This is a genomic window from Longispora sp. NPDC051575, from assembly GCF_040681875.1.
In the GTDB taxonomy this organism is placed as follows: Bacteria; Actinomycetota; Actinomycetes; order Mycobacteriales; family Micromonosporaceae; genus Longispora.
Window position 1 is genome coordinate 1 of sequence record NZ_JBFAZP010000030.1, and the last position, 13,064, is coordinate 13,064.

General features: G+C 67.2%; 8 protein-coding genes. 5 read left to right on the forward strand and 3 right to left on the reverse strand.

Annotation, left to right across the window (positions count from 1 at the left end):
• The coding region (locus AB0M43_RS39100) for a cation transporting ATPase C-terminal domain-containing protein (RefSeq protein ID WP_363732885.1) at nt 1-357 on the reverse strand (357 nt) is incomplete at its 3' end.
• A 678-nt stretch (nt 358-1,035) separates the two neighbouring features.
• Here AB0M43_RS39100 and AB0M43_RS39105 point away from each other — a divergent pair.
• The 5 genes from AB0M43_RS39105 (at nt 1,036) to AB0M43_RS39125 (ending at nt 7,131) form a co-directional block, all read left to right on the forward strand.
• The gene (locus AB0M43_RS39105) at nt 1,036-3,405 is read left to right on the forward strand and encodes a family 20 glycosylhydrolase (protein ID WP_363732887.1); all 2,370 of its coding nucleotides are present in this window, start codon (nt 1,036-1,038) and stop codon (nt 3,403-3,405) included.
• Between the two features lie 108 nt (nt 3,406-3,513).
• Nucleotides 3,514-5,550: an NPCBM/NEW2 domain-containing protein gene (locus tag AB0M43_RS39110; RefSeq protein WP_363732889.1), complete on the forward strand. Its 2,037-nt coding sequence runs from the start codon at nt 3,514-3,516 to the stop codon at nt 5,548-5,550.
• Between the two features lie 426 nt (nt 5,551-5,976).
• Nucleotides 5,977-6,258 (forward strand): hypothetical protein, encoded by a 282-nt coding sequence (locus tag AB0M43_RS39115; RefSeq protein WP_363732891.1) that lies wholly within the window; start codon nt 5,977-5,979, stop codon nt 6,256-6,258.
• Nucleotides 6,251-6,769, forward strand: a complete 519-nt coding sequence (locus AB0M43_RS39120; protein WP_363732892.1) for a hypothetical protein — start codon at nt 6,251-6,253, stop codon at nt 6,767-6,769. The genes AB0M43_RS39115 and AB0M43_RS39120 overlap by 8 nt, the downstream gene beginning before the upstream one ends.
• On the forward strand, nt 6,766-7,131 hold the full coding sequence (locus AB0M43_RS39125; protein WP_363732895.1) for a hypothetical protein: 366 nt from the start codon (nt 6,766-6,768) through the stop codon (nt 7,129-7,131). Before AB0M43_RS39120 ends, AB0M43_RS39125 begins: the two co-directional genes overlap by 4 nt.
• A 311-nt stretch (nt 7,132-7,442) precedes the next feature.
• On the opposite strand, the gene AB0M43_RS39130 is transcribed toward AB0M43_RS39125, so the two are convergent.
• Entirely contained in the window at nt 7,443-7,814 is a 372-nt protein-coding gene (locus tag AB0M43_RS39130; protein WP_363732898.1) for a hypothetical protein, read from the reverse strand.
• A gap of 525 nt (nt 7,815-8,339) precedes the next feature.
• A complete protein-coding gene (locus AB0M43_RS39135; protein WP_363732901.1) occupies nt 8,340-12,272 on the reverse strand; it encodes a hypothetical protein in 3,933 nt (1,310 codons plus the stop codon).
• Nucleotides 12,273-13,064: the final 792 nt, after the last annotated feature.

A 13,064-nucleotide genomic window follows, 5' to 3' on the forward strand; every position in this document is an offset into this window, starting at 1 on the left:
GTAGCCGGCGAGCGCCACCCCGGGGACGCTGGCGGCGAGGGCGCAGCACGACACCTGGTACCCGGTGAGGGACTCGGTGCCCAGCAGGGCTCTCACCGGTGCCAGCCAGAGGGCTGCGAGCTGGCCGGCCAGGGACACGGCCACGGCTGCCGGCAGCCACCAGTTGCGTGGCTGCCCCGGCTGCCGCCGGGCCCGCACCGCGAGGGCGACGCCGAGGAAGGGGCGGGGCGGATACACCGGCGTCGGCGGGGTGGTCGAGGTCGGCCCGTGGCCCACCCAACCGCCGAGCCTGGTCGCTCCGCCCTGGAGCGCGGCTAGAGCCGCAAGAACGCGCAGCCGTTCCGCGAGTTCCTGCAAAATGCTGCTCGTTAACCTGCTTGTCTTGACAACTTCTATCAACCGTCTTTCAATGACCGGTATAGATTGCTCGTTTCGGCGGTGGGTCGGGAGTCGCTCTCCCGACGGACAGGGACACCGCTGGCGTGGCCCCCTCAGCCATGCTCCGCCCGGACACGCGAACTCGGGCGGCCCCGCACCGCGTAGCGCCTCACCGTCGAGTGCGCCGTGGTGATCGCTGGCGCAGTGAAGCAGCAGTTTGGAGTAGCCGTGCGTGTCCCCTCACCGGCTGTCGCAGCCGCAGTACTCGTGGCGCGCCGGCACCGGGCTGAAGACCGTCACCTTCACCCCCACCACCGGAAGGTACGTACGGATCCAGGCAACCCGGGAGGCCAACGGCAACCCGTGGACCTCTGCCTCCGAGATCAACCTGTACCCCCTCGGCGCGGTTCACGACCCACCAGGCCCGGACCGCGCCTCCACACGCACCACCGATCGCAGGCCGTGCCCCGTCGACCCGCCTGACGGGTCGACGGCCTCACCGCGTCACACGCAGTTGCCCCCTCAGGAGGATCCCCGATGAGCTGGACGCCCGCCGAGACAGCGTCGCCCCCGCCAGGGCGAGCCCCCGGCACCCCGCACGAGCACAGACTCACAGAACGTCGACCATGGGTACGCCCGGCTCTGGTCGTGGCCGCGATGGCCTCCGCCCTGGTCGCGATACCCCCGTCGGTGGCCGGTGCGGCGAACCCGGCGCCGGTCGTCGTGCCGAGTCTGCGGCAGTGGACCGGCGGCACCGGCACGTGGCAGCAGGCCGCCTCGACCCGGATCGTCACGTCCGTCGCCGACGCCTCCGTCCTGGGCGCGACCGCGAGCCGGCTGGCCGGTGAGCTGGAGGCCGAGGGCGGGCTGCGGCCCACGGTGGCGACCGGCGCGGGCGACGCCGATGACATCGTGCTGCGCCTCGGCTCCACCGACACGACCCTCGGCGAGGAGGGGTACGCGCTGACCGCCGGCACCGGCCTGGACATCTCCGCCCGCACGCCGGCCGGGGTGCTGTGGGGAACCCGGACGCTGTTGCAGATGCTGCGCGCCGACCCGGCCCGCCGTGCCGTTCCGCAGGGCAGCGCCAAGGACTGGCCGCAGTTCTCCCAGCGCGGTCAGATGCTCGACGTGGGACGGAAGTTCTTCCCCGTTGACTATCTCAAGCAGCAGATCCGGTGGATGAGCTGGTACAAGCTCAACACGTTCCACCTGCACCTGTCGGACTGGAACGGCTTCCGGGTCCAGAGCCTGACCTACCCGAACCTGGCCTCGCCCGAGTCCTACACCCAGGCCCAGATCCGCGACCTGGTCAGCTACGCGAAGACCTACGGGGTCACGGTCGTCCCCGAGCTGGACCTGCCCGCCCACGCCTCCTGGATCAGCGGCCACGCCCCGACCAATCTCGGCTTCGGGTGCGCGTCCCTGGCCAAGCCGGTCGGGGTGCCCTGGGAAGGCGCGGACCAGGGCGGCTGGACCATGGACGTCACCAAGGCGACGACGCGGGACTTCATCAAGCGGCTCCTCGACGAGATGATCCCGCTGTTCGACACCCCGACCTTCCACATCGGCGGGGACGAGATCCCCAACGACGCGGCCAAAGCCGCCTGCCCGGAACTGGTCGCCTACGCCTCCAGCAGGGGTTTCGCGCACCCGGGGGACGTGTTCAGCGACTACGTCAACACCCTCAACACCCAGGTCCGGTCCTTCGGGCGCACGACCCAGCTGTGGGAGTGGTGGGACTACGGCGGCCAGCAGACCTCCATCGCCCCCGCGAAGAACATCATCCTCAACGAGTGGCTCAGCCTCGCGCACGCCAACGCCGGGTACAAGACCGTCGGCACGCTCGACGGACCCTTCTACGTGAGTCCTGGTTTCGGCACGTCTCCCGGGCAGTACGGCTACTCCGACCCGCGCGACGTCTACAACTTCTCCTACAGCACCAACCCCAACGTGCTCGGGTTCAAGATCTCCCGCTGGAACGACCGCGCCCAGACCAAGGCCGTCGACTGGCTCGACTACTTCGCCCGCCGACCCCTGCAGGCCGTGGCCGACCGCACCTGGGGCGGCCCGAAAGCCGCCACCTTCGCGACGTTCCTCGACAACGTCGACCGCATCGGCGGCGCCGAGCCCGGCTCACCCACCGCCCGGTCCCAGACCGGCTGGACCCTGCGGTCGGTGACCAGCGCCGAGACCGCCGAGACCAACGCCGCGGCGACCAACGCGTTCGACAACAACCCCTACACGTTCTGGCACACCGCCTACACCGGCACCACCCCCACCCTGCCGGCGGAGATCGTCATCGACACCGGGGCCTCCGGACCCGTCAACGGCTGGCGGTACCTGCCCCGTCAGGACGGCGGACGCAACGGACGGGTCAAGCAGTACGAACTGTCCACCGCCACCACCGCCACCGGCCCCTACACCGTGGCCGCGACCGGCACCCTCGCCGACGACGGCACCGAGAAGGAGATCCGCTTCCCGACCACGACCGCCCGGTACGCGAAACTGCGGGTCCTGTCGGAATGGGGGCCTGACAACGCGCACGCCTCCGCCGCCGAGATCGACCTCCTCAGCCCCGCCGGGGCTCCGGGCACCACGCCACCGCTGGCCGACGGCGTGTACACCCTCACCGACGGGCACGGCAAAGCCCTCGACATGCCGGCCAGTTCCACCGCCACCGGAACCCAGGCCGTGCACTGGGCCCTGCACGGCGGTCCCAACCAGCAATGGAGATTCACCCGCAACGCCGACGGCACCTACGCGATCACCAACGTCCGCAGCTCCTTGTGCCTCGACGTCGACGCCGCAGCCACCGTCCCCGCAGCCAAAGTCGTCCAATGGACCTGCACCGGGACAGCCAACCAACGCTGGTCGGTCACCGCGACCGGCAACGGCTTGACCCTCACCGCCGCCCACAGCAACCTCGCCCTCACCGTCACCGGTAGCGCGGACGGAGCCGGAGCCACCCAGGAAACCGGAACCGGTGCCGCCGGCCAACGCTGGACACCCACCCCGACCAACTGACCGCCCGCACCGATACGCAGGGGTGCCGGTCCGGCGGCGAACGCAGGACCCGGCACCCCTTTCAGCTCACCACCCCGCTGCGGTGGGCAGTCTTCAAGGAGCATCCCGATGCGCTCTCCCCTCACGCGCAGATCCCTGGCGGCGGTTCTCGCCGCGTTCGTCCTGACCACCACCGCCCTCACAGTCACCGGCAGTTCGGCGACCGCCTCCGACAACGGTCTGGCGCTGACCCCGCAGATGGGCTGGAACAGCTGGAACGCCTACCGCTGCGCCATCGACCAGGCCAAGATCCGGGGCGCGGCCGATGCCCTGGTGTCCACCGGCCTGGCGGCGGCCGGCTACAAGTACGTCAATGTCGACGACTGTTGGCAGGCGTCCACCCGTGACGCCAACGGCCGCCTGCGGGGTGACCCGACCCGCTTCCCCGACGGCATGAAAGCGCTCGCCGACTACGTACACGCCAAAGGCCTGAAGTTCGGTATCTACGCCACCCCGGGTACCCGGACCTGCGCCAACATCTGGGACAACTACCCCGGCACGCTCGGCAGCAAAGGACGCGAGGCCCTAGACGCGGCGACGTTCGCCAGCTGGGGGGTGGACTACCTCAAGTACGACTGGTGCGACGCGGACCAGGACGGCGTCGACCCCAGGGCCGGCTTCACCCTGATGCGCGACGCCCTCGCCGACACCGGCCGGCCCGTCCTCTACAGCATCCACCGCGAGCCCCAACTGCCCATGGACCCGTGGCGGGCGGAGATCGCCAACTCGTGGCGCACCACACCCGACATCCGCGACACGTGGTCCAGCATGATCGGCATCGCCCACGCCAACCAGCCGCTGTCCGGTTACGCCCGCCCCGGCGCGTGGAACGACCCCGACATGCTGGAGGTCGGCAACGGCGGCATGACCGCCACCGAGTACCGCACCCACATGAGCCTGTGGGCCCAGATGGCCGCACCCCTGCTCATCGGCACCAACCTGACCGCCGCCAGCCCCGACACCATCGCCATCCTCACCAACCCCGACGTCCTCGCCGTCAACCAGGACACCCTCGGACGGCAGGGCACCGTCGTGTCCAGCACCGGCGGGCTCGTCGTCATGTCCAAGCCGCTCGCCGACGGCTCCCGCTCCGCCACCCTCACCAACGAGACTGGCGCCACCGCCACGGTGACCACCACCGCCACCGCCCTGGGCATCGGCGGCTCGGCGTCCTACACGCTCAAGGACCTGTGGTCCAGGACGACCACCACGACCACGGGCACCATCAGCGCGTCCGTCCCGGCGCACGGCACGGTGATGTACCGGGTGACCCCCGCCGGCACCACCCCGCCCAGCGGCACCGTGTACCTCAGCGACCTGCAACCGGTCTCCAGCACCAACGGGTGGGGGCCCGTCGAGAAGGACACCAGCGTCGGTGAGGCCGCCGCCGGAGATGGACACACCCTGACGATCAACGGGGCGACCTACGCCAAGGGACTGGGCGTGCACGCCGCGTCCGAGGTGCGGTACAACGTGCCCGCCGGCTGCACGACGGTGACAGCCGACGTGGGCGTCGACGACGAGGTGACCTCCACCGGCTCGGTCGGGTTCCAGATCTGGAAGGACACCACCAAGGTCGCCGACAGCGGCACCAGGACGTTCGCCCAGGCCGCCACCCGCCTCACCGCCGACATCAGCGGCGGCAGCGTCCTGCGACTCGTCGTCACCGACGCCGGCGACGGCATCGCCTACGACCACGCCGACTGGGCCGACGCCCGACTCACCTGTGCCGGCCCCGTCACCGTCGAAGCCGAAGCCGGCACCCGCGGCGGCACAGCCACCGCACCGACCTGCGCGGCCTGCTCCGGCGGAGCGAAAGTCGGCTACCTCGGCAACGGACCCGCCAACGACCTGACCCTCACCGTCGCCATGCCGGCCGCCGGCACCCGTCAGCTGAGCCTCGCCTACCTGGTCAACGGCAGCCGCACATTCACCATCAGCGTCAACGGCGGCCCCGGCCAACAGGTCACCCTCACCGGAACCAGCTGGGACACCCCCGCCACCTCGTCACCGATCACCGTCACGCTCACCGCGGGCGCCAACACCATCCGCTTCACCAACCCCACCGCACCGGCACCCGACCTGGACAGGATCACGCTGACCTGAACTTCACCGGTATCCGAGTTCAGCCAATGACCGGGCACACGTCGTCCGGGGAGGCGACGCCTCGGTTCCCGATCACGCACTCCCGCGAAGGACGGGAGAGCCAGACCAGATGATCAACGCGGCGGGCGCGCCATCCTTTGTGCGTGACAGAAGAGGGCGCACCCGCCGGGCCGCAGGCCGCGATGAGACGAAAGCCGGAGGATCTGCAGACTTCTCCGCCCGCCCGGCCTCCAGACACGGTTACTTGGCGTTGGAATGAAGGCGGCGTCGCGACCGGCCATGGTGAATGGCGAAAACCTAGGACTACCAGCGCTTTCATGGTTCATGACCCATGAATCATGGTGCTTCAGAGAGCTGCGCGACAGGTTGCTGCAGAAGCGCTCGTTGGCCGGCGAGGAGGCATGGCCATGATGGCTGCTGGTTCTGGTGAACAAGCTGGATCTGTACTGGGCCGAAGCAGACGCCGCCAAGAGCTATTACAACCTGGGTTCGGGCAGCGAGTTCTCCCAGGTTGCTGGAGAAATGCTGACCCAGCTAGGCACCCAGACCCTGCGGGTCAGGGTACTTCCCATGACTGCGGGTCCATTCGGCTATACGTTCCAGTCCAACCGTGGGCCATTGCAGGCTTCCATTAGCCTGGATCAGCAGCAGTGTTCGGCATCCCTCGGCTGCGTCATAGAGACGCTTGAGGAGCTGTGCGATGTCTAGACCTCAACCCGACGACGGGCCGCGCAGGACCGACCAGCAGCGAGAGCAGCAATGGCGTTTGAGTTCCGGCGCTGACGTCGACGAGGCGCTGCACGCCGCCGAACGGCTCCTCGCTGCCGCCAAAGACCGCCACCGGCACGCTCAGAACACGACGTTCGCCATCTGGTCCGGCGTCGCCGGTGCCATGTTGTCCTTCGCCGCGTCCCTTTACTTCCTGCCGCTTCTTCTCGACAGCCGTGGACTGGCAACCGTCGGCGCCTGGGCGTCGTTGGCGGTGACGGCGTCGATCGTACTGGTCCTACTGAGGGAGCTATGGGGGCAGCGTCGCCGCGCGTCGTTCGACCATTCACTTATGCTCGCCCACCACATCGCCTCGATGATCAACGAGGCGGTCAACGACGTCGCCGATCGGGAAGGATGGAGCTACCTGCGCTTGCAGACCATCAAGCTACGACTGTCGGCGTTCCCTCTCTCGGACTCCCCCGCTGAACACTTCCGGCGCGCCCGATGAGCCAGTCACAGGAGAACGCCGCCGACCGCTACCTCTTCTACTCTTCAGTCGTCGCCGACGTCATAGGGATCTTGGCGTTCGTGGGTCTCAGTGCGGCCGGGGCTTGGCGTTGGATCATCACCGGGATTCTCGCGTTCCTTGGCTTCGCTGCCGCCCTCACCGCCGTCAGACCTATCGTCGGGCTGTGGCTGTCACCGCGGGGGCGGTACTACCCTGCCGGCTACCACCGCCGCCGGCTGGCCATGGCTGCCACAGCGTTGCTGGTCTCACTAGCCCTAGCCTTCGGTGCCTTCACCGTCTACAAGAGCCCGCCAGTCCAACCCAAGCAGCCCCAACCCACCACCAACTCCAGCCCACGATAGAGACCCAGGACGATGTCGTGGCCGACGCGTTGCCACTGGAGGGCGTCAGCGAGGGCCGGGTCGCCTGCGGGCGGCTCGACCTGGACGTCGATGCGGTGGGTCCCGGCATTTTGCCCAGCCGTGAGGACCCGGACATCAGCGGCCCCGACAGAGCCGCAAGATTGCGCGTACTAGGCATCCGGACGGCCACCACCCACTGCACCAACGGAGCGCATCGGCGCACAGCGCCGCGAGACGGCAATCGCAAAGCGTCACCGCGCCCTGGCCGTGCTCGACTGGCGTCGAGCACGGCCGTTGTTTCTCCGAGTTTTTCAGGAGAAGGTGTTGTGCTGGGTGTTGCCGTCGCCGACCTGCACACCCTTCCCATCCACGATCTGCACCTGATACTTCCCCAGGGCCGAGCCTTTCGGATCGACCACCGCCATAATTCGCCGGGCGGCTTCCACCAAATCGGCATCATGGAACTCCGCCTCAGCCAGACGTTGCTCTAGGTCGGCGCGCCACCGGTCCGGCTCAGCCTCGAACGCCTCCAGAACTCGCTGGCCTTTCCCTCGGCCGAGATATCCCGCAACCCCCGTGCGCAACGACTGCCACACACCGGCGATCTCACCCTTGACAGCGTCGCTCACCCCCGCCGACACCCCAGCAGTCAACGCAGCGACAACCACTTCCACAGCAGACAACGCCCACCACCTCCAACCTCACATCCTCCCCCGACCGCTACCACGACCTGGCCAGCACATTGATCAGATAGGCGACACCGGTGATCGAAGACCGCAAAGTAACTGCCTCCTCCCCGAGGGCTCGCAGACCCCTGAGTCACCGCGCCCTCGACCGCCCGCGCATGCCGTTCGAAGTCCCATGCCTTTGAAACGTCGAAGACGACCACCCCGACGTCGGGGCCGGCGAACCAACCTCACACAGTTGCCAGGTGCGATAGGTCGTTGTCCGGCGCACCCTTGAACGAGATTTAGCCGCTATCGACTGGTGTCGGCAGCGCGGCCAGCCAGCTCGAAAGTGCGTCGCGCTAGGTGTGGTGGAGGGGTTGGGCCGGTTCAGGTGCTCCGCCCATCGTCGATGAGCATGCGGCTTCAGAACTCAGCGAGGTTACAGTCTCGATAACTAGTTCCGAAGGCTTTACGGGCTTCCCAGAACAGTCAACAGCGCGTCGCCGGAGTGCCCGCGCCCCGATCAGCTGGGTAGGTTCCTCACGCTGACTGGGTGGCGTATCGAATCGCGTCATCGGCGAGAGCGGACAACGCCTCCGGCTCGATCCGTGCTGCAACGTCCAACACGTCTTCTGGCGCTGGATCCATCCGCAACACGGAGGTGAGCAAGGATCGAGAATGCTCAAGGTCCGTGAACCTCGAGAGTTTGATCAAGTAGCTTTGCAGGTAGTAGGGTTCGCTGGACTCGGACACCAGACTCTCCACTCGACGAGCCAGGCTGGACGCCCTTTGGCCGTCCCCAGCTTTGGCCATATCCGCGGCCAGCTCGACCAACGCGGCTACCCGAAGGTCGGGATCCTGGAGGCTCTCCGCCAAGTTCTCCGCCCAGTCGAAGTCCTTGGCAAACGTCATGATCCAGATAGCGGTTCGGACGTTCACGCGCTGAGAGCCGAAGCCGGTCTCCGCCAGTTCTTTGCATCGGCTTGCCAGCAGCCGAGCATGAAACCTGTTTCCGCGGTATGCGGCAGACCGGGTCACGTCGAGAAGTGCCTCCAAGCGCCAGACGGGTGTCTTGATCCGTTCCACCAGGGCTTCCGCTTTCCATCTCAGGCCCTTGTCGAGGTACGCCGACGCCAACCCCGCGAGGTAGGCATCACCGCCGGCACCATCATCCCGGTCTTGCATCCATCTCTGGCCCGCTCCAGCGTCACCCGGCTCGCCCAACGCAACCAAGATGGCTTTCAGTGCGTCTCGTCGATCACGTGGATCCGTGATGCCGTGAGCAGCCGCGTCGGCACGCACAAGGTCACCCGCCGCCACCAGATCAAGCACAGTCGCTTTGCGCTCAGCGTCCGGGTCGACCTTGGCCACGCTCACCCGCCCACTGCCCTGGAGCAATACAGAGGCCGATTCGTCGCCATCGCCGAGCATGCGAGCGAGCACCTCAGGGTGCTCGGGATCGCCGTGTCGCCGTAGGAGATCCCAGAACAACGACTGCGCGTCTGGAGTGTCGAGGGCACTGAACAGCAGCTTCGCCCGGCCGAAGTCGCCAGCATCAACTAGGCACCTGATGAGCCTTTCTCGCCAGATGGATTCGCGCCAGACCACGGTGCCCTTGTCGTCGTGCTCACGGGCGACGGCTTCGGCTCGCAAGGCGTACGTCGTCGCCTGATCCAGGTCGCCCGAACGCACGGCAATCCAGGCCATTCTCGTGAGAACCTGCCCTCGCCATTGGCTGGGAAACGCTAGGGTTAACGCCTCGGCGCGATCGAAACTGCCCGCACGAGCCATCGCGAGGACCAGAACCTGGAAAGCGTCCTGACGGAACTCCGAGTCTTCAGGGATGGTCTGGGCTAATACCTCGGCCCGATCGAGGTACCCGGCTTCCACCAGGACACAGACGACCTTCCCCGAACGTACCCAACGACGGCCCGGCGACACCCGAGCGAAGTCCTCCGCCGCCGCCAGGCGACCCGCAGCCACGTACGCCTTCACCAGCGCAGTCTCACCGTCGGCTGTCCAGCCGCCGTCCGCCTGGTCCTCTGGAATGGTCCGGGCCAATGCCTCGGCCCGATCGAGTTGCCCTGCTTGCACCAAGGCACACGCGACCTTCCCCGAACGTACCCAACGACGGCCCGGCGACACCCGAGCGAAGTCCTCTGCCCCCGACAGGCGACCCGCAGCCACGTACGCCTTCACCAGCGCAGTCTCACCGTGGGGTTTCCAACGGTCCTCCATCCTGTTGAGGAGTTCCTCGGCGCGGCCAAGCTCGCCGGCACCGACGAGCGCCATGAACACCTGCCTCAACGCCATCGGGCGGTTGAGGTCGTCTAGGGTGCGGGCGAGTGCCTCGGCCCGGGTGAAGTCTCCTGCGCTGGCGATCCTTCTGACCAGCACCGCGAGCGCTGTGCCCGCCCGGTGTGGGGGGGTGGTCGCGCGGATGCGGACTTCGGCGTCATCGAACGCGTCGGCTCCCTCAGCTGCCGCGGCCAGCTCCCCCAGCGTCTGGGCCCTGAGGCCAACGCTGTCGATTGTGGCTGCCAGTTCTGCGCCACGCAGCTCGTCACCGGTCTGTGCGACCGCTTTCGCGAGACTCGCCAACATGTGGGAACGCAGATGGACTTCAGAGATGGTCTGGCTGACCGCCTCCACACCGTCAATGATGGCTGGTAGCCGCCCATAGAGTCCTGCCCCATTGGCTGCCCCCAGGAGCTTGATGAGTGCATGCGCTCGTTGATAGGGCTCCGGAATCCCGCCCGCCATCGTTTCGGCTTCGGCAACCAGTGCTTCGGCCTGTTCGTGACCGCCGCTCGCGGCGGCGGCGGCGGCCCGATGGGCTAGGAGGCCCACCTGAACGTGCGGGCGATTTAGAGCACGAGCTGAGGTGTCGGATCGGAGCACGAAGTGTTGGGACTGGACTTCCGAGCGCTCCGACGCACGGTCCCGGTGGATAGGCACTCCTATCGTGTCTGCGAGAGCGCGGGCGTCGTCGATCGCCCCTGTTTCGACCAGCGCCTCGATCACTTCGACCAGCGCCTCCTTCCTTTCCCAAGGACTGGTAATGCTCCAGGCAAGCTCCTCGGCGACCTGTGGACGACCGATGGCAGCCCAGACGGCGGGTAGACTAGTCGGCAAGGTGATAGCGACCGATGGCCTTCTGCGTCGACGCACCGACAACAGAAAGAATCTCGCCAGGTCGACCGGGTCGGCGGCGCCAACCAGGTCGAGTGCGTAGCCGATCTCGACGTCGACCGCCCTATTCCCTCCCGCCAGATGCAACAGCCGACGGTGTCGTGCTTCGTCCAGTCCACAGGCGATGATGCGGTCGTTGTCGGAGGTGATCTCAAGGAGCCGGTGGTAGCCACGCAGTAGGTACTCTGGCGTTTCCGCAGGCCAGCCCCGTTCCCTGTAGCTGTCGGCCCAGGCATGCAGTCGGTCCCGGAAAGCGTCGAGCCGCACCCCGCGAAGATAGCTCAGCGCGGTGCTCTGCAGTTCCTCGTGCGCCAGCACGTAGAAGGGGCTCGTCGCACCTGGATGCTGACTGGTGCCAGTCTGGCGGGTAAACGTTCTTCCTGACACGGCACGGAGCTGTTCCTCAAGATCCCACGCGGGTGTGCCCGTCAGCTCAGCCAGGTCTTCTGCGCTGAGTCCGCCACCTGCCGCGGCCACGAGGCCCACTAGATCCCGCTCGCCCGCAGTGCCGTAAAGCAGGCGTCGGAGTTCGCGTTCGGAATCCTGGCGCACGACCTGAGCGTGTGCGGACCGCGTGAGGGTGCGCAGGATCCCCGGCGCGCGTAGGGGGTGCGCGTCGGGCACGTCGGCCGGGATGGGCGGATTGGGTCGGCTGGCCACGACCACCCGCAACCCGTGCGGAAGGAGGTTCGGAAGGACTGCGGCGACGCTGTGGGTGTTCGCCCCGGCCACCACGCCGGTATCCTCGTCCAGTCCATCCACCAGCAGCACCAGCCGCTCGCCGCGTCCGGCGCACTCCTCAGCGGCGGCATCCAGTAGGTCAGCAAAGTGCGCCACGGCGTTCGTCGGGGTCACCGGTGCCGGAAGTGGCCGTCCCAGGAGGTCCGCCAACTGCTCGATCACGGTGTCAAGGAACGCCCTGCGGTCACTGTTTCCGAGGAAACGCGCGGTGATGAAGAACGACACCACCCGCGCCCCCGCTGGCGGATGCAGGGCGAACCACGACATCAGCGCCGACTTTCCCGCCCACGCGCCCGCCCTCCACCACGCGTATGCTCCGTCACCCGAGTCCGTGCAGAAGGACGACAAATCCGCCAACTCACGCTCACGATCCCTCAGGCTGTCAGGAGCGATCGCACGTACCTGCTGCAGGTACACCGACCGGGCAATCGGGGCCGAACCCTGATACACGTTGTGTTGCACGTTGTGATCGCCAACAATCACCCCCTGTGCGCCGGACAGGTCCACGTGGACGCGCTGCCCCGACCACTCGTCAGCCACGCGGGTCCCCGCCACGCACGTCCTGCGGCCTGCCAGTCAGTTCATTGCCCGAAGCGGCGCCAGACACCTGCCTACTCACCGGCACCCCGACGTCGCGCCTCGCAGCCACCGAATCACGCCCCATCGCCACCCTACGTCAGCCCAAAGCCCCACGCCCACCAGATCCTCCTCGCTCGACGGGAAGCGCACACGCACCTTCGACTATCGGGTGGAAGATACGTTCGCGGCCACCCGAGCCGTGCTCAGTGGCAGAAGCCGTGGCTGGTACGGGCCTGCCTGCAAAAAAGACTCTGCTACAGCCGCGTAGGTGCGTGGAGTTGATTCATTTCCGGGGCAACGTGCACGGCACCCGATCCCCCGACAATCCAGCATCTCACTGGCAATCGCAAGGACGTATGCCCAGGGTAGGGAACTTGTCTATCGTGGTGGCGATGCCGTAATGCAGCCCAGGATGGCTCGGAGTACGTCGGGGGCGAGCGTGCATTTGTTCCAGTTGGTGGCGGGGTTGTTTCCACAGATCGGGTCGCGCCCGCAGTCGAACGGATGGTTGGACATGGAAACCCCATGCCAGGAGCCCGTCCTCCATTGAAGGAGGATCGGTCCGCTGATGTAAGGGTAGGAGGTGTCGGACTTCAGGACGCCCACAACGTGGTCGACAACAGCGTAGGTGCCTTCACAGACGATCTTTTTTTCTCCGTGGGACTGCCCCCGGTTTGGTTGACTCGCGGGGTTAGCGGTGTTCAGGCCGGTTGAGTGGCCTTGTGTAGTGTCTCAAACTCGATCGGGGTGAGT